This is a genomic window from Dendrosporobacter sp. 1207_IL3150, from assembly GCF_036763085.1.
GTDB lineage: Bacteria > Bacillota > Negativicutes > DSM-1736 > Dendrosporobacteraceae > JBAIYU01.
The window spans coordinates 97,296-121,214 of record NZ_JBAIYU010000031.1 but is presented as its reverse complement, the minus strand read 5'-3'; the positions used below and the strand labels follow the sequence as shown (position 1 = coordinate 121,214).

The window sequence follows — 23,919 nt, the reverse complement described above, 5'->3', positions numbered from 1 at the left end:
CTTAAATTTATCTTTTTCGTGTCAAACAGCCAAATTCCTGCAGGACTTAAGTTGGAAATTCTTGAGAATATTTCGACAAACTAACTAGATTTTTCTAATATTGGTTAAATCTTTGAGCAGATCCTCAGCCTCTTTCTTGGCCTCAGCAGTAGCTTCTACATCTATATCAATATTAATTTTTATAAAGTCGCCCTCTTTTGCTTTTTCTGGCAAAAAGCTCTTTGGCCAACTCACTATTACTTCTTCTTCCCCTACTAATAATACAGCTTTTTTTTGTTCAAATCGGTCAATAACTGCTGTAGTTTTCATTTATTATTTCTCCTTCGTAATATTATAGCTCTGACCATCGGTTACTATAGTTATAGTGCCCGCCAAGTCAGTTTGCAAAATCTGCGACTTTAGTTCTTTATATCGTTTCAAAACTTTGGCATGTGGATGATGGTAGTCATTATTAGCACCCAGCGAGATAGTTATTACTTCTGGCGATACAGCGCGCAAAAAAGCCATAGAAGAGGATGTTTCACTACCATGGTGTGGACTTTTTAGTATTGTGGCTTTTAACTTTGGAGAGTAGTTTTTTATCAATTTAGCCTCTGCCTCTTTTTCAATATCCCCGGTGAATAGCATAGAAACCTTACCGAAAGCAACTTTACCTACAATACTGTTGTTATTTAGCTCAGATTCCTCAATGAACGGCTTTTCTGGAGCTAATACATTAAATGTTACTCCGCCGCCAAAATCAATGTTCTCCCCGCCTGTAACGACCTTGAAAGGTATATTCTTCTTTTTTATATCTGTTAAATATTGACGATAAACTTTGGTTGTTGTAGTTATGCCACTGTCATAGACCTGCTTTACGTCAAAGTTGTCTAAAACTGCATCCATACCGCCCAAATGATCGGCATGAGGATGTGTAATAATTACTTTATCAATTACTTTGATATCTTGCTTTTTTAGAAAAGAAACCAATTTATCCCGCTCGGATATATCACCCGTATCTATAAGAATAGTTTGTTCGGCAGTTCTTAGCAGTGCAGCATCACCTTGACCAATATCAATAACCTTAATCATTAGCTGATTTGGACGTGGTTTTTCTAGTTCTGTACTCTGACTAACGTTACCGCACCCAATCAAAAATATTATTGCCAGCATCATAATTATAGTAGCAAGGCTGATCTTTTTATTTAAACTATTCATTTTTCTCCTCCAATTGAAACAGATTTAGATTATATTCGCCTTAGGATGTACTTGGGCGAAATTAGAAACTACTCACTCTCTATTCTATCAAAATTTAATTATTATACAATTCTAAACAAAAACAAGGAGTTCCGAGTCTATAACAAAGTTGAAGTAACCGTCGCAGTTATCCTGTTTTTGAGAAATTTCAGCTTTCTGCCAGAATAAAAAAAATAGGCAGTTATTCTGCCTATGAAGTAATAAATTAAATTTGTATTAAACCTAAGCTAATTTTAATAGCTTCGTCGACTTTAGTCATAACGTCATCATTAAGGTGCGTAACCTTCTCTTTAAGCCGTCGCTTATCGATCGTACGCATTTGTTCAAACAGAATAACTGAGTCCTTCTCTAAGTTGCATTCTTTAGCATTGATTTCTACATGAGTTGGCAGTTTCGCCTTAGAAATTTGCGATGTTATGGCTGCAACAATAACAGTAGGACTATATTTATTGCCTACATCGTTCTGAACGACCAAAACAGGCCTAAGACCGCCCTGCTCTGACCCAACAACCGGACTTAGGTTGGCATAATAAATGTCCCCGCGTTTAACCACCATTTGTTATTCACGCTCCGCCAGGAAGCTGGGCATCTCAATAAAGTCTGCATCAGCATGCAATCCTTCTTCCGCTAATGCCAGATTGATAATGGCCATCTCCTGATATCCTTTTCTCATGTTATCCCGTATTGCTTTACGTCTGCGATCTTCAATATATACACGCATCGCATCTCGCACAAATTGGCTGCGGCTAAGCTTCTCCATGGCAATAATACCATCTACTTCCTGCAACAAGCTATTTGGGATAGAAATCATAATCCTTTTTAACCCTGCCACGCCTTCACCCCCGCAGATTGCACACACACACTCTCTCTAATAAAAATTATATGTTTTTTATATATTAATGTCAAACTTTTTTATATATAATAGTATATCACTCTTCTACAGCTCCATGTAGCGCCGAAGGTATAGAATTTATTATATCACCTGCTAATAACCCAATCATACCCGATTTAGCAGCAATATCACCCGCCAAACCGTGTATATATACACCAATAATTGCAGCTGTATGACTATCTAAACCTTGGGCGACCATAGCGCTTATTATGCCTGTCAATACGTCCCCAGTTCCACCTGTTGCCATACCGGCATTACCGCTAATATTAATATATACCTCTCCATCAGGAAATGCCACTATACTCCGGGCGCCTTTAAGTACAACAATACTTCCAAAAAGTTCTGCAGCCTGCCTAGCTACATATATACGATCTTGATTCACTTCATCTGGCGATAATCCTATAAGTCGAGACATTTCACCTGGATGAGGTGTTATCACTGGTAATGCACTGGCCTTAGTTAATATGTCGCCACATGAAGCAATTGCAGTTATTGCATCAGCATCAATAATAAGAGGTATATCCGATTGTAAAATTATCTCTTGAACAAGCGTCTTAGTCTCTTCATGCGTTCCTAATCCAGGCCCGATTGCTAGTACGTCACACTTCTTAGCAATCTCTAATATACTTTCTAAAGCCTCTTTGCCGATTGAGCCATTGCCTAAATCCGGCAGAGGTACAGTCATAACTTCCGTTAACTTTGTTTCTAATATATCATGCAGAGTTTCTGCAACTGCTAAAGTTACTAATCCAGCACCCGATCTTAATGCTGCTGTGGAAGTAAGAACTGCAGCTCCAGTAAGTCCCTTCGAACCAGCGAGCACTAAAACCTTCCCGCAATTACCTTTATGAGCATCTGGTAGTCTTTTTATCATCTTGGCTCGCACATCACTAACAGTAATAAGGTTCTGCCTAATATTAACATCTGTCAGTAAGCAGTTTGGTATACCAATGTCTGATACTAAGATTTCACCAGCGAACGAAGCCCCAGGATATAGGAGTAAACCCGGTTTTGGAAGTCCGAAAGTCATAGTGTAACTAGCTTTAACAGCGGATGTAGCTATTTGACCTGTATCAGCGTTGACACCAGATGGTATATCAACAGCTACTACTGGCTTATGGGCTTCATTTATGATACCAATTGTTTTTTTCATACTCGAACTTAATTCGCCTTTGTAACCTAGACCAAGTAAAGAGTCAACTAAACAGTCAGCAAATGCACTGGCAATTTTCATTTTATCCCAGTCTCTTTCATTAGCGACTTCGACAATATCAATTCCCATTTTACATAAAATATCATAATTTATTTTAGCTGCCCCTTGCAGTTCATTTATACCGCCAAGTAGGAAAACTTTCACCTTTGCACCTTGATTACTTAAGTGCCTAGAAGCAACTAAACCGTCTCCACCATTATTGCCCTTCCCCACGAAAACGCAAATTTTCTTATTTGCTAGTGAACCTATCATAGTTTCAATAGTCTTAACTACTTCTACTCCGGCGTTTTCCATTAAAACAATTTCTGGAATTCCAAATTCATTTATTGCTTTATGATCAATCTCCCGCATTTCAGAAGCTGTAGCTATCTTCATTTTTTTCCTCCCCAAAGTATTACATTTGCCGCAGCATATAGACGTGCATGAGTTAAGGTGATATGTATATCTGAAACCTCTAGTAAAGCTGCATACTCACTAAAAAAACCTGTAAGCGACACCTTAGGGCACCCTTTGTCATTTGGTAAAATTTCAATATCCAACAATTCACCGCCGACAAGACCAGTGCCAAAAGCCTTTAAGATGGCTTCCTTGCCAGCGAAACGAGCCGCATAAGAGGCTGCACGCTGGATACCCCTGCTGTTACAGTACTCCTGTTCCTTAACGGTAAAAACCCTTTTAACAAACTTGTCCCTCTGTATAGCCTTTTCTATTCTATCAATTTCAATGATATCTATTCCTGTACCAATTATCACATTACCACCTCAAAATTAAACATTACTGTTGATTTGAGCTATGACATATTAAAACCAAAGAGTCTAAGTGACTCTTTGGTTTTAGGTCGAACCTAATTATCAGCATCTGTTGATAAACGAAACCGAACAAATACTGTCGTTCCAAACTCACAGGATTCATATTCTATATTAGCATCATGCCGGGCTGCTACGCTATAACAAACTGCAACCCCCAAGCCTGTTCCTTGTTCTTTTGTAGTAAAAAATGGGGTTCCAACTTTATCTAACAACTCAGGCTTCATACCTATTCCCTGATCTTGTACTGCTAGTATAACAGTTTTGTTTTCTATATATGTTTTTATCTCCAAAATACCGCCTGTACTCATAGCTTCCAAGCCATTTAATGCCAAGTTCAAAACAAGCTGACGGATTTCTTTTTCATCAAGGTAGAGCATTGGGCAAGGCTTCGAGTCAAATATAACAAATTTATCCGAACGTATGGCTTCTGCTTGAATTAGCGGAAGAATGTTTTCGACCACTTGGTTTAAGGATTGAAGCCTTCTATCGGTTGGTTTATCTTTTGCTAAGCTAAGATATTCGGTAATAATCGCGTTTGCCCTATCTAATTCCTCAATCATTAGGTCTATATGTGATGGCGAGAGTTTTCCTCGCTGTTTAGTCATCTGCAAAAAACCACGTACCGTAGTCATAGGATTTCTGATTTCATGAGCTATGCCAGCTGCCATTTCGCCTATTAAATTCATTCGGTCAAAACGGGCCATCTTATTTTCGAGAAAAACTCGCTCCGTTATATCAGTAACTACTAACAGCTGGCATTGTTCGCCGCTTATCTCAAAGCTCTCTAGTGACAAAAGTGCTTCTCTCACTTGTCCCGCCTTAGTATAATACCGAATTCTGGCATTTCGTAAAGAGTTGTTACAGCTTATATCTACCAAATCAGGTTGACCCGAGACAAATGTTATATTCAGCTTATTTTCAACTTGATCTAGAACCTCTTGCCGGCTATAGCCAGTAAATGCCACCCAGCTTTCATTTACGTCAATATATCTTCCATCTTTACATGAAGCTATCGCCATCAAACTAGGGCTAGACTCAAATATCTTCCGAAAACGTTCCTGCGACAATCTTAGATTATCAGCTACAATTTTTCGCTCTTCTATCTCATGCTGCAGTTTTGTATTGGCGGAAAGCAATTCTAACGTCCTAGCTTCAACAAGTCGTTCTAAGTTTTCATACTGAAGCTTTCTTTCACTTATATCTCTTATAGAGCAAACATAAATACAGTCATTTTCAAAGTTAGCTTGACGTATTTGGATATCCGCAGGGAAAGTTACTCCGCTTTTACGCACTGCAATAACTTCACTTATTTTATCAGCCAAAAGACTTATTGATTGACCAGCAATCAAAACTTCAGAGCTTCTTGGCTGATTTGACTGTAAAAAGAGTTTTTCAACTCGATCACCAGCTAAATCGGCGGCTTTATAGCCAAACATTTTTTCAATTGCTGGATTGACAGTCAGTATATAACCTGCTGAATTAAAAGTTATAATTGTGTCTAATGCAATATCTGCAATAAGCTTTGCAAGAGCTCGAGTTTTTCTAAGATCCAGCTTTATACTATCAAGACGCGCACTGGTTTGTTCTAACTCGATTGTTTTTGTATCAAGCAGCTGACTATCTTGCTTGGCTTCTTTATATTTTCTATGAAGTTTAACAAACTGATCTACTTTCGAACGTAAAGAATTGGGCTGAAATGGCTTTACTATATAATCAATCGCCCCTACTGAATATCCCTCACTTATATAGTCAGGTGGGTGATTAATAGCTGTAATAAAAACTATCGGTATATGCCTAGATTTCTCCCTTGCTTTGATAAGCTTGGCTGTTTCAAAGCCATTAAGTCCAGGCATTTGCACATCTAATAAAATGACAGCAAAATCTTCTTGTAATACATACCTTAATGCCTGCTCTCCTGAATCCGCACTAATTAAGTTATATTCTTCAGACGCTAAAACTGCTTCTAAAGCCAATATATTTTCAGGATGGTCATCAACCATTAAAATATTAACCTTTTGCTTAGTCACTATCGCAACATCCCTTTGTTAATTTTATTACTCGGTAAAGCTAATTTTCTTATATATTCTTTGCTCAGCATCAAGCTCAGCATAAGAGTTAGAGATACTTGAATACTTCAAAACTTCTTTATCCCCTAACCCCAAAATGCCATTTTTCCCTAAACTTTGATTGAACAAGTTATAAACTCGTTCCTGCAGTGTCTTGTTAAAATAAATAGTAACATTACGACATATTATTACGTGAAATTCGTTAAAAGAATGATCTGTAGCTAAATTATGCTGAGCAAATATAATGTTCTTCTTTAAGTCTTGAGAGAAAAACACCTCACTATTTTTTACCGAATAGTACTCTGAAAACTCACAATTCCCCCCCGCTTTATGGTAGTTTTTTGTATATTCCTGCATTTTCTCTAATTTGATAATTCCTTGTCTAGCTTTATTCAAAGCCTTGTCACAAATATCGGTCGCATAAATCTTGGTCTTATGGTAGAGCCCTTCTTCATGCAAGAGAATGGCCATTGAGTAAGCCTCTTCGCCACTTGAACAGCCCGCGTGCCATATTCTAATAAAGGGATATTCCCGAAGCTTAGGAACAACTTTAGTTCTCAAGGACCTAAAAAAATCTGGATTTCTAAACATTTCGGTCACATTAATAGATAAATCCGAAAACAATTTTTCCATTACCTCAGGATTGTGCAGCACTTTCTCCTGCAGACCTGATATAGAGTTAAGGCGTTCTGCCATCATCCGCCGAAAAATACGTCTTCTAATAAACTGCTGTGAGTAATTACGAAACTCCAAACCATATACACGATAAATAGCCTCAAGCAAAAGGTCAATTTCAGTTTTTTCTATTTCACATTTTAAAGCTTCATTTAATTTAAATTCCACGTTTGCACCTATCTGTACAGCCAAACACGCATTAGTGACAAAAGTTGTTCCAAGTTAATGGGTTTACTTATGTAGTCAGAAGCCCCAGCCTGCAGGCAATATTCCCGATCATTCTTCATAGCCTTTGCGGTAAGCGCAATAATCGGAATATCTTTAAATTTAGGGATATCACGGATAATTTGTATTGCTGTATATCCATCCATCTCAGGCATCATTACATCCATTAAAATTATGTCAATATGAGGCTGGACCTTTAATATTTCAATTCCCTCTTGGCCATTTTCTGAAACTAAAACCTCCATCTTCTGGTTCTCTAAGGCAGTAGTAAGTGCAAATAAGTTGCGCATATCATCATCAATAATTAACACTTTTTTACCTTCAAGAACCTCTTGCTGAGTGTAGAAATCGTCAAATTCTATTGAACTTGTCTCAGTTAGGCTTGCTGCAGCCTCATGGACAACTGCGACATGAGTTTCTTTGGCATAGTTTGGTATATATAGAGTAAAATTACTTCCCTGACCTAGCGAGCTTTTCACGTCAATAAATCCACCGATAAGTTTAGCTATATCTCTACTGATAGTTAAGCCTAAGCCAGTGCCGCCGTATTTGCGGCTTGTTGTGCCGTCAGCCTGCCTAAACGCTTTAAAAATAATATCCTGTTTATCACTTGCAATCCCAATACCAGTATCAATAACAGAAATAGCAACTACATTTTCAATGTTTCGTTCACCTTTTACAGAAGGCAGTAAATCAATACTAGTCGGTTTAAATTCCAATCGTATACTACCACTTTCAGTAAATTTTAAAGCATTAGAAAGCAGATTTTTTAAGACCTGTTTAAGGCGATGCTCATCAGTATAGATTAACGTAGGAGTATCTGTATTAATATCAGTAATGAATTCAAGCCCTTTACGACGTGCAATTATTTTAAAGGAATTGCCTATATCTTCACATAATTCTTCTACCTTAACTTCGGTAAGATTTAATTCCATCCGTCCAGATTCTATTTTAGATAAATCTAAGATATCGTTTATTAAATTCAGCAGGTCATATCCAGAGGATTGAATAGTATTCGCGTATTCAATCTGCTTCTGTGATAAATTGCCATCTTTATTCTCGGTAAGTACCTGAGCTAATATTAATAAACTATTTAGCGGCGTCCGAAGCTCATGGGACATGTTTGCCAAAAACTCCGACTTATATTTTGAACTTTGTGACAATTGCTTGGCATGTTCCTCAAGAGCAGTTTTGGCCTTCTCCAATTCCCGGCTTTTTATCTCAGCCTGGCTGTATTGTTCTTCGAGCTGCTCATTAATAGCTATAAGTTCTTGTTGCTGTGCATTTAATTCTTCCTGCTGAGTTCGCAGTTCTTCGGACTGCTCCTGAAGTTCTTCTGCCTGGATTTGAGACTCTTTTAAAAGGTTTTCTACACGCATGCGACTATTAATAATACTAAGCGTTACTCCAGCAAAATTGGCGGCTTCTGTTAGCAGTTTTTGCTCAATCCGTCCAAAACTACCGAAAGAAGCCAACTCGACAACTCCTAATATCTCATTCTCAAATTCAATAGGCAGAATCATTATCATTTGAGGATTAGCCTTACCAAGTCCAGAAGTTATTTTTATGTAGTCTTCAGGGATGTTTTTAACCATTATGGGTTCCTTATTTACAGCACATTGCCCAACTAAACCCTCACCATACTTGATTAACTGTGTGTCAAGATTATCGGAAGCAAATGAGCAAATATTTACAAGATATTTCTCGCCATTTATCTCCTCTGTAAGATAAAAAACACCATAACTTGCACCAACAACAGGCGTAATATTCTGTAAGAACAATTTCGCTAAACTATCAAAGTCAGTTGCAGTCTGACACATCTTCACAATTTCAGCGACCTGGTAATTAAGCCAGCTCTGTTCTTGCTCAAGCTCAGCATGATTATCCAGTTCATCTGCCATTTTATTAAAAGCAGTTGCAATCTCGCCAATTTCATCTTTTGCTGTAATATGAATTCGCGGCATATATTCCATACTGCCCGATACAGCAGTGTTTATTACGCTTGTCACCTTATTTAGATTACGAGTCACTGCTTCTACTATCCAGTAAGTTACCCCTATTGCCAGTAAAACACCAGCTATTACACACATATAAATGATTCTAACCGCTGTATTATGAATTTCTTGCGACTTATTTAACTCGTTCTTAATTGCAATCTCTTCTGCATTTTGAAGCTTATCTAATTCACTTATAATGTCAGACCTGACTTGTGCTCCTTCGAAGAGTGCTGGTCTTACTTGACTGTAACTAACCCCACTATCCACACTCGAAACTATTGCTTCTCCGATTTTCTCATAGTTTGATAGAACAGTTCTTATCTTTGTAACGGCTTTACGCGATTCTTCGTCTGTAGTGAATCTATCTAAGGCATCAAGAGCTACGTAGGCATTCATTTTATAAGATTGGGCTATTTTTATATTCTCTGCCATTAATTGAGGATTAGTATTTACCGGAAGACCTCTTAATTCTCTTGACCAGTTATTTAACTCATAGCGAAAAGATGAAATTAAGCGAACTTTTTCATAGCGATGATTGACAATCTGAATAGTGTTCTCATTTAACTCGTTGAACATCTGGATAAAAAAAAGGGAAATAGCAACTATAATTGTCAATATTATTCCTAGACCGTAATATAACTTAGTTCTAATTCTCATTTCTCACTTCTCCATATTTCAACATATGAAAACTTCATTATACATCTTCTACAAAATTATTCCATTACCCTCCTAAAAAACCAAAAATTAGTCAGAAAAAAACGACCCGTCCTAAACGGGTCGTTTCATATTATAGACGAAACGTACGAGAAATAAGTACTTCGACTCGGCGATTTTTAGCCCGTTCTTCCGTTGAATCGTTTGAACCAACTGGTCGGTACTCACCATGACCGATGGCACTAAATCTTTCAGGTTGAAGTTTTTCTTGGGCAAGGATAAATTTCATAAAATTAAGGGCACGCTTCGAACTTAAATCCCAGTTTGATGGGAACTCACGAGTATTTATAGGTACGTTATCAGTATGGCCTGATATAACAATCTTCTGCTGCAATGGAACAATCATTTTAGCTATAACTGAGCCTAATCGGCGTGATTCTGGCAGAAGTTCAGCACTTCCTGATGAAAAAAGCGCCGAATCCTTAATCCTTATTAATAAACCGTCTTCGGTAAGTGCTGTTTGCAAATCTCCTGAAAGATTTCCTTCTTGAATATATTGGTCAATTATCTTTTTGACTTCCATCAATTGAGCATTCTCTTGTAAATAAGCTACCTGTTTGTCATTTGATTTAGCTTCCTGCGGCGGGCCTTCTGTCACTTGCGGCCGCGTTCTAGTACTATCTAAAAGTGCAGGGCTGCCAGCAGAAAAAGCCGCGCTAAAAGCATCTGCTATTTGGTCAAACTTCTTTTGGTCTACCTGAGCAGAGGCAAAGAGCACAATAAATAATGCCAATAGGAGAGTAAGCAAATCCGCATATGGAATAAGCCAGGTTTCATCTATATGTTCTTCATGATGTTTAGCATGGTGTTTTTTCCTAGCCATATTTTATTCCCCCGATTTTTCCGGTTTCAACTGTACACGTTCACTCTGAGGAATAAAAACAACCAATTTAGCTTCTATCGCTGTTGGGGAATCACCGGCCTGTAATGATAATATTCCTTCTATCATCATTTTTTTAACTTCTACTTCTTTCTTGGAAAGCATCTTTAACTTGTTTGCAAAAGGATGCCATAGAACATAACCGGTAAAAATACCTAGCAATGTAGCAACGAAAGCGGCAGCTATTGAATGGCCTAGTTTTTCGATATCCTCAAGATTACCCAGCGCAGCGATAAGTCCAACAACGGCACCTAAAACGCCCAAAGTAGGTGCATATGTACCGGCTTGTGTAAATATTAGAGCACCATCCCGGTGGCGGTCTTCCATGCCTTGTATTTCGGCATCAAGAACATCACTGACAAAATCAGGATCTAATCCGTCTATTACCATACTTAAGCCATTTTTTAAAAATGGGTCATTAATATCAGTAACCTTGCTTTCCAGTGCCAGTATACCTTCACGTCGAGCCGTTTGAGACAGTTCAACAAACATTCTTAAAAGTTCAGGTTTAGGAAAAAGCTCCGGTTTCTTAAACAACTTCTTCATAAGCACAGGAAACTTTTTTATATGATCTATAGAAAAACCATTTAGCAGACAAGCTGCAGTACCTACAAAGATAATCATAAACGCTGCAGGATTAATAAGTGCTGATAAACTTGCTCCTTTTAGAGCCATACCAACTAAAACTGCTGCTATACCTAATACTAGACCAATAATTGTCGAAATTTCCAAATTAATAGCCTCCTATACCCATATACCCCTTGTCGTTTAATGTAATTTATACACTAAAATTCTATCACTAATAATTCGACTTTGTCCACCAATATTCGAACGATTAGCGTATAAAGCTAACGACTTCGGACAATAATAACTAGTTTTTAGTTTCTAGAGGGTTAATCCTGGTAGCGTTAACAGAAATACCCTCTTTTTTTGGTAACTATTTTCAGACATAACATCGACATTAACCGACAAAAATATCTTCAAGATATCTTCCAAATTGTGCACGTGCATCCAGAATTAGAAAGCTGTTTTATGACTCTCTTAATACTACTCTACTTCTTGGTTTTACGCATAGACCATTTTCTATACCTCACTCAAAATGTCGAGGTCTGGATTATTTAGGCTGCTTGGTTTCGGAGAAAAAGCTAATTCTAGGTGAGGTGTGAGATAATGCGAGTATTGTTATGTGTTTTTTACTTACTTGTTACCTGTGTAAGTTTAGCTTTTGCACAACCAGAAATACGCGTTAACATCCCAGCTTTTAAGTTACTGCTAATTGAAAACGACCAGATTATAAAGGAGTATAATATCGCTGTTGGGACCCCTTACGAGCAGACCCCTACTGGTGCTTTCAAAATCTTCTACAAGGAACAGAACCCAACTTGGATACCAGGCAGTAATTTTAATGATCACACTCCAGTTCCCCCTGGACCAGAGAACCCTTTGGGAACTCGTTGGATGGAATTTAAAACAAACTATGGTATCCATGGAACAAATAAAGGCTGGGATATAAGCTACCCAGTGTCAGGTGGTTGCCTTCGAATGCAAGATTCTGATGCCCGTGAAATTTACGAACTTGTCCAGATAGGTACCCCAGTGATTATTACCTATGAAACCTTATTATTAATTGAAAAGCCTGATGGCTTATATCTGAAAGCTTTCCCAGATATATATAATCGCGGAACAAACACCACAGCGAGGTTGCTTGAGTTTTATCAGCCGTATGCTTCAAAATACCCTAATTTCAAAATCCCGCAAAGTCTAACCCAGCCAATAGATACCCCAGTGGAATTGAAACTTTCGTCAAAATAACCATATATATGGGCTATTAGATAGATATGTAACTTTTAGAAGCGTGAGAATTCACGCTTCTAAAAGTTTGTGAACGATTTATTCAAACTTGTTATACGAAATATTCAAGTTTGGTATTTGGAAAATACTCCTTAATTTTTCCTTCCATAAATTCCTTCATTTGAGCCATAGTATCTTTTTCATAAATATATTTTCCATACCCGAACTGACCAAACTTAAATTTGCGGGAACTTTCTTCAAGCGGCAGCTTGGTTTCAGGAAAAACACTTAAGATATTACCTTTAGCACGTTTAGTGAAGCGATGAGTAATTAATTCAAAAGTCAAGTCTGAGTGAGCTTGCCGCGGCATTTTTTTAGCCAGTTCATCAAAAAGCCGGCAATATTCATCTTGCCAACTATCAAAATAGAAGATTGGGGCTATTATAAAGCCTATTGGGTAGCCAGCCTCTGCTGCTTTAGCAGCGGCAGCTACGCGTTCTGCCATGCTGGGCGTTAGATGCTCATATGATCGTATAACGGTATCGGCATTGATGCTGAACCTAAATCTTGTATGCCCATTATGCCTAGCATCAAGGAGTGAATCAATATCCGTAAATTTTGTTACGAAGCGAAACCGCCCATACTTTTCTTTACCAAAGAATTCGATTGTTTCTTTTAAAAGCCCGGTAAGATATTCAGTAGGGACAGGATCAGATGTTGCGGCACCTTCAAAAACAGTTAGCTCTGGTTCACTAGCCAAAATATACTGCCGAGCTTTAGCTAATATCTCATTTAAATTAACATATACTCGTAAATATGGCTTTTTTCCAAGCGTAGTGGACAAATAACAATACTCACACATGCCAGGACAGCTTGTATTTAACGGAAGCTGATAATTAGCTGAAGGTTTACAGGAGGAGAAGTCTTTTGTCTTTCGTACTCCTACAACTAGTGTTTGTTTCGCCTCACGATATGACTGCTGAGGTGTATTTCCCGGTATTCCTGTAATACGATTATGTGATGCCGCGAGCGTGATTGGTACGCCCATTTCATTTAACTTATCATGAATTTTTTGACCTAAAGGATATTCTAATGCATTTTGTTCAAAAATTGCCCGCTTTGGTACAAACCGCTGCATACTTATCACCCTTTACAAACATATTGCTTATAGTATGCTTGCAAGGGAGTTTTTTTATAGTCGACTCCAATCGGGCAACTACCGCTTTTTGGGTCTAAAACCAAATCCTTCAGATATAGTCCGCCCAATACCGGTGACTTTTCCGGTAATACAATTGCGACAATGTGCAGGAGTGTCATTTATACAAATTTTACCTGGATACAGCGCGTAGAGCCTGCGATACTCTCCTTCGGTGACATTAGGCATCACTACGTTAGCCCCACTCTTAAGGGCAATGATACGACCGTTTTTATTTAAGGTCTCCATTGCGGTAGTTGCTGGGATATTTGCATCAGGAAGCAACAGCCTAGTTATTGCCATTACCTTAAGACTTTTTTCAAAAGTTCCACCACTTTCATCGCCGAGAGGTGTATCAGCATTGGGAATAAATGGCCCCACACCGATCATATCGGCATCCAAATCTTTAAAGAAAAGAATATCCTCTGCTAAGGACTCATTAGTTTGATTTGGCAGTCCTATTAAGCAGCCAGTACCAACCTCATAGCCGAGATCTTTTAAATCTTTAAGACATCGTACGCGATTTTCGAAACTCATTCCTGGATTAAGTGCTCGATACAATTCTTTATCGGTAGTTTCAATACGTAGTAAATATCTATCAGCACCAGCAGCTTTAAATGCCGCGTACTCTTCCCGTGATTTTTCACCAATACTTAACGTAACCGCTAAATCCAATGCCTTTATATTTTTTATTATGTATTGCAATTTATCAACTGTGAAATAATCATCTTCCCCAGACTGTAACACAACAGTTTTATAACCATATGATTTTGCTTTTTCAGCAAAGTCAATGATAGTCTGCGGTTCAAGCCGATAACGCTCTATATTCAAATTATCGCGCCGCAAACCGCAATAGAGACAATTCTGTTTGCAAATATTTGAAAACTCAATTAAACCACGCAAGTGAACTGAATTACCGACATTTTCTTCTCGAACTTTATCAGCTTCATCAAACAATTCGCAATTAATTGAATCAGTACTTAACAAGTCGACTATTTCATTTTTAGCTAAACTATGAGTTTTGCGGGCTTTGTAAATGATATTGCTTAAATTTTTGTCCATATCAACCATCCTTAAAACCCAAATTATCAACCCTTGGGCTTCCTAAAACAGAAGATAACCCCTCGATTTTGCAGCTAAGAGTTCCCAAGAATCAATTTTGTTTATCATTATAGCAAAATTCTAGTCAATATAATAGCTTGTTATTGTCTTGGTGTTGAATCACTCAACAACTACAACATCAACATGACGAACGCCATAAGCAAAAGCTTCATCAACGGTATCAACAGCTAAGTCAATTTTATTCCCTTTTATTGCACCACCTATGTCGTCGGCCACAGCATAACCATACCCTGGTATAAATAGCTTAGTCCCCAGCGGTATAAATGTTGGGTCTACAGCGACTAGACCACGCCTTAGGTAATTTCCGCGGTATGTATAATCTGTGCATCCCTCGTCGTATCTGGTATATGCTGTAGCAATCATTGGGATAACTTTTCCAGCGGGATATTGGGGTGTATGGGCAATGCCTGGACGCTTTATAGCTGGTTTTTTTGAGATAGCTGAACTATATTGCCTCAAATAGCTAAATGTCTGCTGACCAACTATCCCATCTGCATATAAGTTGTTTTTCCTTTGGAAATCTTTGACTGCAGCTAAAGTGCTATTGCTGAACACTCCATCATTTTTCCCTTTGTAATAACCAGCTTTTGCTAAATATTTTTGAACTAATATTACGTTTTCACCTTTCATTCCATAACGGGCCACCACTTTAATATCACTTGCCAACACTGTCGAGCTAACTGATATTATCAACATAGATACTAGTATTATCATTTTTAGATTCATACCTAATACCTACTTTCTTCTTAATTCGTTGTATAATTTAGCCGAAATATTAGCAATAAAATCACTTGCATAAACATCTGACTGCTTAGTTCTTGTATAAGCGCTTATTAATATTTGGTCTTTGCCGTCATCTATTACCCCAACATCACAAAGCACATCATCAAGCTGTCCAACCTTGTGGTAGACCGGTGTCATCATATGCCGAGGAATTTCGTCGTGAAATATTGTATTTCCCAAATAGTACTTCAAATCATTTGTTTTTCTCTTATCAAGATATTTATCGGTATATATTGTCTCAAAAACCTTTGCCATCTCAGATGGTGTCGTTACACTATGATAATTATACTTCTTATATGCTTCCTTACTATGTATCTGAGTCTTTTTCAAACGCAAGTCATTCGTGACTTTCTTTAAAGCATCTGGCTTTTTAGTATCTAATTCAATCAAAAGTTCGTCAAATGAAGCATTGTCACTTATAACCATCATGTATCTTATATCATTATCGTACATTGATTTCTTTCTGGCATCTGCCGTTGGGTACAAATACTGGTATGTTGCCATGGCGACAACAAGCTTGCTTGTAGAAGCCGTAGGGAAAACTTCGTTTTCGTTGTAGTCGAATACTTTTCCTGTCTTAAGATTTTTCGCATAAACCCCTACTTTGCCATTAAAACTATTTAAGTCTTTCTTTATTTCTTTCTCCAATGCCGAAGCCGCAAATGCAGTAGTTGAAAACATAAGCAGGACTACTAAAATAATAGGAATTTTCCTTACCATACTTACACCTCTTATGTAAATTTCCTACTTTATTTATAGCACATACTGGTAATCAAAACGATAGGATAAAAGTACCATAATACTAGGACAACTTAACAGTCAAATTTACTCCTATAATACAGCAACTCTGATTTAAGATTCTAATTTAAAGCTAAAATAACGGAATTAATAAGTGAAAAACTGGCAATATTAAATAGGAGTGGGGTTAAGGAGGATCTTAAATGAGTCAGCGAATTCTATTTATAGGCGCCTTACTGCTATTTTTATCAAGTCTAGCTTATGGATTATTTTATGATGGCTATTTAGCAAAAATAAATAATCAAGCTGTTATCTATAATCTTGATATGGCTTTAAACATGGCCGCAAAAGGCGATCTTACTATGTCCAGCGCTTTTGCAAACGAGTTTGGAATTGAAAGCCAATTGCGTGACATCCAATCGCGCATCTCATTGCACCTCGCCCTAGCCGGAGCTATGGCCATTGCACCGTTATGGATTATTCCCAAGCTAGATATGAGCGAACGAATGAAAAGAGTACTAGCTTTGTTAATTATCATGGGCGGAATAATATTAGCAGGCGGCGATATTATTCAAGCATTTGGGCACATTAAAATCGGCTCATACATAGTATTAGCTGGATACAGCTGGATGGCATTAGGTTTGCTTGGCTACTTTTTGTACGGTTTGCTAGCATTATGGATTAATAGTGAAACACCTAGCCGTCGTCGCGGAAGTTAATTTATACTCAAAAAAAGTCCCATAGGTATATCGTTTTGATATACCTATGGGACTTTTTAATTTACAACATTAATGAGTCGTCCATTAAGATATTCCGCTAGATTATTTATTGCAATATCCATGAGCCGCTGCCGCGATTCTTTTGGTGCCCAGGCTATATGCGGGGTGATTATACAATTTTTCGCCTTCAATAAAGGGTTATCTGCCTTAATTGGTTCTGATGATACTACGTCGAGTGCAGCGCCAGCAACTTTGCCGCTGTTTAAAGCATCAGCAAGCTCTTGCTCAACTATTAATGGTCCCCTTGAAGTATTTATAATCTTTACTCCATCCTTCATTTTAGACAATGTATCTTTATTGATAATGCCTTTAGTGCTGTCAAATAGAGGACAGTGAAGACTGATTACATCCGACTTTGCCAATAGTTCATCAAGTTCAACATATTGTAATGTATCGCTTTCTAATTCTTTAATCCGATTACTGTCACAGGCTAATATATTCATGCCCAATGCTTGTGCAATTTTGGCGGCAGCTTGACCAATACGCCCAAAACCAATAATCCCCATGTTTTTACCTGATAGTTCAATCAAAGGATAATTCCAGAAACACCAGTCGGGATTAGTTGTCCAGTCACCATCCTTAACGGCCTGGCTATGAGCGCCGACATGGTGGCACATCTCTAGGAGCAGCGCAATCGTCATTTGAGCAACGGCAGTTGTTCCATATGTAGGTATATTGGTTACAACTATGCCCCTTTTTTTAGCGGCTTCTACATCAACGACATTGTAGCCGGTAGCTAAGACGCCAATATACTTAAGATTAGGCATCGCATTAATAGCTTCAGCAGGCAATGGAGTCTTATTAGTAAATATAATTTCGGCATCACCAACACGTTCGATTATAAGCGAAAGATCGCTGGTATCATAAGCTGTTCTCTCATATATAGTCGTGTCGCAAATCTTTTCGAGCTTGCTCCAGCTCAAATCTCCTGGATTTAAGGTGAATCCGTCCAATACTACTGCTTTCATCAGTAATTACCCCTTTCTTTTAACGCTTATACTCTGTCCCACGCAAGGTTTAATACTCGTTTAGCATTTGCAATAACAAGATCAGGATCTTCATCTTCATATGGTTTTACTTCAAAACTCACTATCGGCCTTTTTTCCTTACTTATGAAGCCAATGGACATTAAAACCCTCAAATACTCCACCAATTCATCAACATCGTTTTCACTATTAGGAAAACCGAAACGAGGATGAGCATCCCCATATGCAGGCAAAGAGGAGTCCTTGACTACACAATTACCCATATGAGCATGAATAATATAATCTTTGATTGGAATGAGCGACTGTTCAGGACTCTCTCTAAGCAGCGGCAAATGACTTAAGTCAACCATTAATCCAAAATTATCATATTCGGCTGTAATTTCTTCAGCAAAACGCTTCGCAAGAGCTACCGGCCCAATAATAGATTTCTTATCAATGTCATAGTCAAAAACCTCAAGAGCTACCTTTATACTTCCTTTTGCTTTAGCATAACCACACAATTCTTTTGTTGACTTAACTAAGGCTTGATAAGCTTCTTCTTTTTTGTCCTCATCATATTTACCACTCAAAAAAGCAAAACCTTTTGCACCCATTTCATAAGCCTCATCAATACCTTCTTTTAAAGTGGTAATAGCTTTCTGCCTGCCAACTTCATCTAGATCATTAATATTAAGACCAGTAGTCAATAGCCTTGGCTGAGCTCCATAAGTAACCGTCATATGGGAGGTTTCGATCATTTTTTTCACTTTGTTACGGGTTGCGGCATCTTTAATCCAAGTGATTTCAGCAACTTCAAAATAATCATCGATTGCTATTTTTTTAAAAGTTTCTGCAATAGGACCTTCCCCTTTACTCACAGGATACGCCATGAAATGAATTAGACCAACTTGCATATACTGCCTTATTGATTCATTCATTTAATCCCCTCCAAAAATTACTAGAGTACTCATTTAGAGCACATATAAAACGTCTACTATTATATTTTTATGTAGCCCATTAGAAATCCTTCCCATTTTTCTGAATACTCTAAAACCAAGCTTCTTTTAAAAGCTTGACGGCACGCGCAATTTCATTGGAGGGTATTTTTGAGAAATACAATATAATTTGCGGTAGTTTTTCAGTGGACTTGTTTATATAGTAATCTCTAACCGGTGCTATGCGACACCCTTTTACGAGAGCTCTTTCGACTAATTCTTTAGCTGTTAACCCTGTTTTCACGGCTAAAATGGTGTGAAGACCAGCTTCACTTACATTGACTTCAACATTTTTTCCTAAAATATTTTTAATTGCATCAAAAAATATCAGCCTCTTGTCTGCATATAACTTTCTAAGGCGGCGGATTTGACGCTCCAAATGTCCATCCGCCATAAACTTTGCTAGGGCTAACTGTTCCGCTGTAGAAGCTGCCTGATTATATAATGAAGCACTTTTTTGATAAACTTCCATAAGTGTATCCGGTAATACCATGTAACTGATCCTTATTGACGGCGGTATTATTTTTGAAAAAGAACCTAGATATACTACATTACCACTTGCATCTAAACCTTTTAAAGCGGGAATGGGGCGGCCAAAATATCGAAATTCACTATCGTAATCATCCTCAATGATGATACCTTTAACATCTTGGGCCCATTGTAAAAGACGATGCCTTTTACCGATTGGCATTATATATCCTGTGGGAAACTGATGTGACGGGCTTACATATACCAGCCTCGCTTCATTTTTAGATAATTCCTCCATATCAATGCCATCTTTACTCATTTTTGTTGGCATTATCTCAAAAGAATGGTCGGTAAATATTCTCCGACCATTTTTAAATCCTGGTTCTTCAAAAGCAATACTATTGTATTCCAGCTTCAACATACTGCACAGAGTATGCAAAAGTGTTTGAATCCCGGCCCCTACGATTATTTGGTCTTTATGAACATGTACTCCTCTCGACTTATGGATATATTTTGCTATCTCGGTTCGCAACTCTTCTTCGCCCTGACTATTGCCATATCTCATTAAACGACCTTTATTTGAGAATACTTTACTTATATACCTTTTCCAAAGAGCAAAGTCGAAACCATCCATATCCATTTCGCCGCTGGAGAAATCATAGATAACTTCTTCCTCTCGCTTTGAGCTGCTGTCTGATTTAATAAGCGTGTGTTTAGTTTTTATCGGAATAATATTACCTTCGAATTTATTTACAGAATAACGTGAGCGATTAAAACTTTGTATATACCCTTCACTCAACAACTGCTGGTAAGCTTTTTCAACTGTTATCTTACTAATCGATAAACTATTTGAGAGCCCACGTATTGAGGGCAGTTTTTCTCCTTGCTGAAGACGGCATTGTTCAATCTCCTGGCGAAAATGGTTGTAAAGCTGTATATAAAGAGGGTCTTTTTTAGTCTCGCTAAGCATTATAAGTTCCAGACAATTCAACTCCCTTAAAACTGACCCTATTAAAAATGTCAGTTCTGTACATTTTAAAAGACTCAATTATATTTTATAATACTAAATATAATTTTCAAGCTATTAAATTTTACATATAGAATTTTATTATAGCTTGTATTTTTTATTGGAGGTTATTGAAATGACAATATTTAAAGCACTTACAGTAGCCGGCTCAGATACAAGCGGCGGTGCTGGCTTACAAGCAGATTTAAAAACCTTCCAGGAGTTAGGTATTTATGGTATGACTGCAATTACAGTACTAGTTGCTCAAAACCCTGCAAACGCTTGGGCACACGACGTATATCCTTTGCCACTCAATGCAATTGAGGCTCAAATGGATACTGTTTTAGCTGGAATTGGAGTAAATGCATTTAAAACCGGCATGCTAGCAACCAGTGAGGTTATATCCTTGGTTGCAAGAAAAATTGACCAATATTCAGTCAAAAATGTAGTTATCGACCCTGTTATGGTGTGTAAAGGTACTGATGAAGTATTGCACCCTGAAGCAGCTATGAGTATTCGTGAACATCTTGCTCCTAGAGCAACCATTATAACGCCAAATGTATTTGAAGCTACCCAGCTTAGCGGTTTTGCAATCCGTTCTGTAGATGATATAAAAGCTGCCGCTGTTGAAATTTATAAACTAGGCCCCGAAAACGTTTTAATTAAGGGTGGAGCAAAATTGGGTACTCCAACCGCAATTGACGTTTTCTATAATGGTGAGGAATTCGAAATCTTGGAATCAGCTAAAGTTGAAACAACTTTTACTCATGGGGCAGGCTGCACTTACGCAGCTGCTATTACAGCAGGTCTAGCTAAAGGGCTGCCTGTACTTGATGCCGTTAAACAGGCTAAAATATTCGTAACAACGGCACTTAAACATTCCTTTAAGCTTAACGAATACGTTGGACCACTTTATCACGCGGCTCATCGATTAAAATAGTATCTAATTTAATAGACATACTAAAGGCCAAAGCGAATAAGAGTATTCACTTTGGCCTTTAGTTATATAAAAAGAAATACAAAATTACAGTTATGCTCTATTTAGGCATAATTCTAAAACATAGACGCTTTGAAGTAACTAATAATTCAGATAAATTATATGGTATAATTATAATAGAGAATAGTTTGCCCAACCACAATAAAGAGGTGATATCATGTTTAGTAAAATTTTAGTCCCTATTGATGGGTCTGCTGAGTCAATTGCGGCATTAAAACAAGCTAGAAAAATAGCTGAGCAGTTTAATAGTTCTGTAACTTTAATTCATATAATTCAACTTTCAACATATGCTCATTCGATACCTGATGCAATTATTCAAAGTTTAGATGAAGGCGGTAAGCAAATAATAATCAAAGCTTTAGAAATATTTAAAGATTATAATGGTCGAGTAACAACGGAGATAGAATACGGTCATCCAGGTATTAAAATAACTGAATACAGTAAAGAAAACAATTTTTCGCTGATTATAATGGGCCGAAGCGGTATGAGTGATGTAGCCAAGCTTTTGATTGGCAGTGTCAGCAATTATGTACTTCACTATGCTCACTGCCCAACATTAATTATTCGGAACGCAGACTAGAGCTTTACTATAACAATGACTTGGATAGTTTGTTATAAAAAGGTTACTTTTTATATTGGCTGCTTGTGATAAACACATTGTTCTGCTTTCAATCATATAATGCATGGAATAGTATGTATTTCTGCGATTAATATTGGGAGGGAACACAGTGGACTTTGCAGTGAAGACCCATCGAATAAACGGGATAGACCTAACAATTTCTGACCATTTTGCTTCTAAAACTACGGATATTATCGCCAGCGAACTTAATCAAGATTGCTATAAATTCAGCCAAATGGCGTTTTCAGAAAACGACAATGTAATTGACGTCGGTGGTCATGTAGGAATGGTATCGATTTTCCTAGCTAAAAAATACCCTTTTATAAATATCTATTCCTTCGAACCATGCCCCGGCAATTACCACAACTTCCTTAAAAATATTGAATTAAACCAAGTAAAAAATATCCATCTATATAATAAAGCCGTTACTAAAGACGGACGAAAGCTGCTAATGGCGTTGCATTGTTCAAACACTGGCGGAGCCACTTCGCAAATGGAAGCTTCAAAAATGATCAACTATTATACACATCAGGTTGATTCTATTGATTTGGATAAGTTTTTGGAAGAAACAGGAATCGAAAAATGCAAATTATTAAAAATTGACTGTGAAGGTTCGGAGTATGAAATATTACTTAATCTAAGAAGATTAGGTATTTTTGAATATTTAACTGGTGAAGTTCATTTGAATGCTCACTTAAGCAGTCAAGGCTACTCACTTGATACATTGTATAAACATTGCCAAGCCTTTATCAAACCAGAAAACATTACTTTCGTGCCTTGCTCAAAATTTGACTGCTTATAATTGCTTCATTCTCTCATTTTTATCCTAGCAATTAAAAACCCTGGATTAAATCCAGGGTTTGAGTATTATTCGGCATTTTGATGAATGCGGCCATTCTCCTCTGCCATTGACTTCTCGGCTCTTTTTATTGCTTCCCTCACTAAAAGACCTGCTTCACGTGTAGTGACATCGCCCCAGTCACCATCCTCTAATTTTTCGCTAAACCCTAGGTCTTTAGCTATCTCGTATTTTAATTTGTCAGACATTATGCCTTTGTGTCTACTCATACTATACTAAACACCTCCTGTAGTTTTATACAGAGCCAATTATAGTATTTGTATCTAGTAATAATATTAGTAAGTTAATTATTGTAAACAACTTTTAGATAATAGTTAGGACAGAAGAGTTTCGTCGCACTCAGAATAATAAAAATTAGGTAAGGTCCGTTGGACCTTACCTAATTTTTTAAGCACGTTTTCCTAATTCTTTATCTAAATAAAGAATTGCCCCTGTACTTTTATCACCGATAATTTTTAATCTCTCTACTATCGCAGTAGCGCTTGCCTCTTCTTCAACCTGTTCATTAATGAACCATTGTAAGAAGATTTGGGCTGCATAATCTTTCTCATTTAAAGCAGTTTCATATAGTTTATTAATCAAACTTGTGACATGCTCCTCATGAGCTAATGTCTGTTCAAACACCTGAAGCGGTGTACCGAATTCAGTTGGAGGAGCTTCGATAGCTTTAAGCTGAACAACTCCACCTCGCTCTTGAAGATAGTCTATAAGTTTCATCGCATGTGATGTTTCTTCTTGATATTGCAGCTTCATCCAGTGGGCAAAGCCACGTAAGTTTTTATTATCACAGTAAGCCGACATTGAAAGGTAAAGGTAAGCTGAGTAAAGTTCTGCCTGAATTTGATTATTGATTGCATCTTGCATTTTTTGATTGATCATAATTGGTTATTCCCCT

25 protein-coding genes are annotated in these 23,919 nt (G+C 37.5%); 5 read left to right on the top strand and 20 right to left on the bottom strand.

Translation table 11 applies throughout. From position 1 onward, the window contains the following. Positions 1–84: 84 nt before the first annotated feature. The 11 genes from V6C17_RS14690 to motA form a co-directional block, all read right to left on the bottom strand. Positions 85–309 carry a DUF3006 domain-containing protein gene (locus V6C17_RS14690; RefSeq protein ID WP_333523330.1) on the bottom strand — a complete coding sequence of 75 codons (225 nt, stop codon included), beginning with the start codon at positions 307–309 and terminating at the stop codon, positions 85–87. Positions 310–312: 3 nt separating this feature from the next. Beyond that, positions 313–1,197, bottom strand: coding sequence for a ComEC/Rec2 family competence protein (locus V6C17_RS14685; RefSeq protein ID WP_333523329.1), 885 nt, complete (start codon positions 1,195–1,197; stop codon positions 313–315). 244 nt (positions 1,198–1,441) lie between these two features. Further along, positions 1,442–1,792: a type II toxin-antitoxin system PemK/MazF family toxin gene (locus V6C17_RS14680; RefSeq protein WP_333523328.1), complete on the bottom strand. Its 351-nt coding sequence runs from the start codon at positions 1,790–1,792 to the stop codon at positions 1,442–1,444. A gap of 3 nt (positions 1,793–1,795) precedes the next feature. After that, positions 1,796–2,068 (bottom strand): CopG family ribbon-helix-helix protein, encoded by a 273-nt coding sequence (locus V6C17_RS14675; protein ID WP_333523327.1) that lies wholly within the window; start codon positions 2,066–2,068, stop codon positions 1,796–1,798. Between the two features lie 97 nt (positions 2,069–2,165). Continuing rightward, positions 2,166–3,716 carry an NAD(P)H-hydrate dehydratase gene (locus V6C17_RS14670; RefSeq protein ID WP_333523326.1) on the bottom strand — a complete coding sequence of 517 codons (1,551 nt, stop codon included), beginning with the start codon at positions 3,714–3,716 and terminating at the stop codon, positions 2,166–2,168. Beyond that, entirely contained in the window at positions 3,713–4,093 is a 381-nt protein-coding gene (gene acpS / locus V6C17_RS14665) for a holo-ACP synthase (protein ID WP_333523325.1), read from the bottom strand. Before acpS ends, V6C17_RS14670 begins: the two co-directional genes overlap by 4 nt. Before the next feature lie 92 nt (positions 4,094–4,185). Next, a complete protein-coding gene (locus V6C17_RS14660; RefSeq protein WP_333523324.1) occupies positions 4,186–6,177 on the bottom strand; it encodes a PAS domain S-box protein in 1,992 nt (663 codons plus the stop codon). Between the two features lie 27 nt (positions 6,178–6,204). Further along, the gene (locus V6C17_RS14655) at positions 6,205–7,059 is read right to left on the bottom strand and encodes a CheR family methyltransferase (protein ID WP_333523323.1); all 855 of its coding nucleotides are present in this window, start codon (positions 7,057–7,059) and stop codon (positions 6,205–6,207) included. 8 nt (positions 7,060–7,067) lie between these two features. After that, positions 7,068–9,770: a response regulator gene (locus tag V6C17_RS14650; protein ID WP_333523322.1), complete on the bottom strand. Its 2,703-nt coding sequence runs from the start codon at positions 9,768–9,770 to the stop codon at positions 7,068–7,070. Between the two features lie 130 nt (positions 9,771–9,900). After that, the gene (locus V6C17_RS14645; RefSeq protein ID WP_333523321.1) at positions 9,901–10,650 is read right to left on the bottom strand and encodes a flagellar motor protein MotB; all 750 of its coding nucleotides are present in this window, start codon (positions 10,648–10,650) and stop codon (positions 9,901–9,903) included. 3 nt (positions 10,651–10,653) lie between these two features. Continuing rightward, a complete protein-coding gene (gene motA / locus V6C17_RS14640) occupies positions 10,654–11,439 on the bottom strand; it encodes a flagellar motor stator protein MotA (RefSeq protein WP_333523320.1) in 786 nt (261 codons plus the stop codon). A 438-nt stretch (positions 11,440–11,877) separates the two neighbouring features. Between motA and V6C17_RS14635 the strand changes: the two genes are divergently transcribed. Next, the gene (locus V6C17_RS14635; protein WP_333523319.1) at positions 11,878–12,519 is read left to right on the top strand and encodes a L,D-transpeptidase; all 642 of its coding nucleotides are present in this window, start codon (positions 11,878–11,880) and stop codon (positions 12,517–12,519) included. A gap of 91 nt (positions 12,520–12,610) precedes the next feature. Here the strand turns inward: V6C17_RS14635 and splB are convergent, their stop codons facing one another. The 4 genes from splB to V6C17_RS14615 all read right to left on the bottom strand — a co-directional run bounded on the left by splB (position 12,611) and on the right by V6C17_RS14615 (position 16,318). After that, entirely contained in the window at positions 12,611–13,636 is a 1,026-nt protein-coding gene (splB, locus tag V6C17_RS14630; RefSeq protein WP_333523318.1) for a spore photoproduct lyase, read from the bottom strand. 78 nt (positions 13,637–13,714) lie between these two features. Then, a complete protein-coding gene (gene hydE / locus V6C17_RS14625) occupies positions 13,715–14,755 on the bottom strand; it encodes a [FeFe] hydrogenase H-cluster radical SAM maturase HydE (protein ID WP_333523317.1) in 1,041 nt (346 codons plus the stop codon). Between the two features lie 159 nt (positions 14,756–14,914). Further along, positions 14,915–15,541: a peptidoglycan-binding protein gene (locus V6C17_RS14620; protein ID WP_333523316.1), complete on the bottom strand. Its 627-nt coding sequence runs from the start codon at positions 15,539–15,541 to the stop codon at positions 14,915–14,917. Between the two features lie 9 nt (positions 15,542–15,550). Beyond that, the gene (locus V6C17_RS14615) at positions 15,551–16,318 is read right to left on the bottom strand and encodes a serine hydrolase (protein ID WP_333523315.1); all 768 of its coding nucleotides are present in this window, start codon (positions 16,316–16,318) and stop codon (positions 15,551–15,553) included. Between the two features lie 221 nt (positions 16,319–16,539). On the opposite strand from V6C17_RS14615, the gene V6C17_RS14610 reads away from it, so the two are divergent. Beyond that, positions 16,540–17,055 carry a hypothetical protein gene (locus tag V6C17_RS14610; protein ID WP_333523314.1) on the top strand — a complete coding sequence of 172 codons (516 nt, stop codon included), beginning with the start codon at positions 16,540–16,542 and terminating at the stop codon, positions 17,053–17,055. 56 nt (positions 17,056–17,111) lie between these two features. On the opposite strand, the gene V6C17_RS14605 is transcribed toward V6C17_RS14610, so the two are convergent. The 3 genes from V6C17_RS14605 to pdxR form a co-directional block, all read right to left on the bottom strand. Continuing rightward, positions 17,112–18,083: a D-2-hydroxyacid dehydrogenase gene (locus tag V6C17_RS14605; RefSeq protein ID WP_333523313.1), complete on the bottom strand. Its 972-nt coding sequence runs from the start codon at positions 18,081–18,083 to the stop codon at positions 17,112–17,114. A 26-nt stretch (positions 18,084–18,109) separates the two neighbouring features. Beyond that, on the bottom strand, positions 18,110–19,018 hold the full coding sequence (locus tag V6C17_RS14600; RefSeq protein WP_333523312.1) for a sugar phosphate isomerase/epimerase family protein: 909 nt from the start codon (positions 19,016–19,018) through the stop codon (positions 18,110–18,112). Positions 19,019–19,127: 109 nt separating this feature from the next. After that, on the bottom strand, positions 19,128–20,513 hold the full coding sequence (gene pdxR, locus V6C17_RS14595) for a MocR-like pyridoxine biosynthesis transcription factor PdxR (RefSeq protein ID WP_333523311.1): 1,386 nt from the start codon (positions 20,511–20,513) through the stop codon (positions 19,128–19,130). Between the two features lie 172 nt (positions 20,514–20,685). On the opposite strand from pdxR, the gene pdxK reads away from it, so the two are divergent. The 3 genes from pdxK (at position 20,686) to V6C17_RS14580 (ending at position 22,967) form a co-directional block, all read left to right on the top strand. Beyond that, a complete protein-coding gene (gene pdxK / locus V6C17_RS14590) occupies positions 20,686–21,489 on the top strand; it encodes a pyridoxine/pyridoxal/pyridoxamine kinase (RefSeq protein ID WP_333523310.1) in 804 nt (267 codons plus the stop codon). A gap of 214 nt (positions 21,490–21,703) precedes the next feature. Next, the gene (locus V6C17_RS14585) at positions 21,704–22,126 is read left to right on the top strand and encodes a universal stress protein (protein ID WP_333523309.1); all 423 of its coding nucleotides are present in this window, start codon (positions 21,704–21,706) and stop codon (positions 22,124–22,126) included. A gap of 148 nt (positions 22,127–22,274) precedes the next feature. After that, positions 22,275–22,967, top strand: a complete 693-nt coding sequence (locus V6C17_RS14580) for an FkbM family methyltransferase (protein ID WP_333523308.1) — start codon at positions 22,275–22,277, stop codon at positions 22,965–22,967. A 65-nt stretch (positions 22,968–23,032) separates the two neighbouring features. Here V6C17_RS14580 and V6C17_RS14575 read toward each other — a convergent pair whose 3' ends face one another. After that, on the bottom strand, positions 23,033–23,233 hold the full coding sequence (locus V6C17_RS14575; protein ID WP_333523307.1) for a small, acid-soluble spore protein, alpha/beta type: 201 nt from the start codon (positions 23,231–23,233) through the stop codon (positions 23,033–23,035). A gap of 178 nt (positions 23,234–23,411) precedes the next feature. Then, a complete protein-coding gene (locus tag V6C17_RS14570; RefSeq protein ID WP_333523306.1) occupies positions 23,412–23,903 on the bottom strand; it encodes a ferritin in 492 nt (163 codons plus the stop codon). Positions 23,904–23,919: the final 16 nt, after the last annotated feature.

What these genes read in the sequence shown, in the direction of transcription:
- V6C17_RS14690 (WP_333523330.1), bottom strand. Translation starts at nt 309, where the DNA reads ATGAAAACTACAGCAGTTATTGACCGATTTGAACAAAAAAAAGCTGTA.
- V6C17_RS14685 (WP_333523329.1), bottom strand. Translation starts at nt 1,197, where the DNA reads ATGAATAGTTTAAATAAAAAGATCAGCCTTGCTACTATAATTATGATG.
- V6C17_RS14680 (WP_333523328.1), bottom strand. Translation starts at nt 1,792, where the DNA reads ATGGTGGTTAAACGCGGGGACATTTATTATGCCAACCTAAGTCCGGTT.
- V6C17_RS14670 (WP_333523326.1), bottom strand. Translation starts at nt 3,716, where the DNA reads ATGAAGATAGCTACAGCTTCTGAAATGCGGGAGATTGATCATAAAGCA.
- V6C17_RS14650 (WP_333523322.1), bottom strand. Translation starts at nt 9,770, where the DNA reads ATGAGAATTAGAACTAAGTTATATTACGGTCTAGGAATAATATTGACA.
- V6C17_RS14645 (WP_333523321.1), bottom strand. Translation starts at nt 10,650, where the DNA reads ATGGCTAGGAAAAAACACCATGCTAAACATCATGAAGAACATATAGAT.
- V6C17_RS14635 (WP_333523319.1), top strand. Translation starts at nt 11,878, where the DNA reads ATGCGAGTATTGTTATGTGTTTTTTACTTACTTGTTACCTGTGTAAGT.
- splB (WP_333523318.1), bottom strand. Translation starts at nt 13,636, where the DNA reads ATGCAGCGGTTTGTACCAAAGCGGGCAATTTTTGAACAAAATGCATTA.
- hydE (WP_333523317.1), bottom strand. Translation starts at nt 14,755, where the DNA reads ATGGACAAAAATTTAAGCAATATCATTTACAAAGCCCGCAAAACTCAT.
- V6C17_RS14620 (WP_333523316.1), bottom strand. Translation starts at nt 15,541, where the DNA reads ATGAATCTAAAAATGATAATACTAGTATCTATGTTGATAATATCAGTT.
- V6C17_RS14615 (WP_333523315.1), bottom strand. Translation starts at nt 16,318, where the DNA reads ATGGTAAGGAAAATTCCTATTATTTTAGTAGTCCTGCTTATGTTTTCA.
- V6C17_RS14610 (WP_333523314.1), top strand. Translation starts at nt 16,540, where the DNA reads ATGAGTCAGCGAATTCTATTTATAGGCGCCTTACTGCTATTTTTATCA.
- V6C17_RS14605 (WP_333523313.1), bottom strand. Translation starts at nt 18,083, where the DNA reads ATGAAAGCAGTAGTATTGGACGGATTCACCTTAAATCCAGGAGATTTG.
- V6C17_RS14600 (WP_333523312.1), bottom strand. Translation starts at nt 19,018, where the DNA reads ATGAATGAATCAATAAGGCAGTATATGCAAGTTGGTCTAATTCATTTC.
- pdxR (WP_333523311.1), bottom strand. Translation starts at nt 20,513, where the DNA reads ATGCTTAGCGAGACTAAAAAAGACCCTCTTTATATACAGCTTTACAAC.
- pdxK (WP_333523310.1), top strand. Translation starts at nt 20,686, where the DNA reads ATGACAATATTTAAAGCACTTACAGTAGCCGGCTCAGATACAAGCGGC.
- V6C17_RS14585 (WP_333523309.1), top strand. Translation starts at nt 21,704, where the DNA reads ATGTTTAGTAAAATTTTAGTCCCTATTGATGGGTCTGCTGAGTCAATT.
- V6C17_RS14575 (WP_333523307.1), bottom strand. Translation starts at nt 23,233, where the DNA reads ATGAGTAGACACAAAGGCATAATGTCTGACAAATTAAAATACGAGATA.
- V6C17_RS14570 (WP_333523306.1), bottom strand. Translation starts at nt 23,903, where the DNA reads ATGATCAATCAAAAAATGCAAGATGCAATCAATAATCAAATTCAGGCA.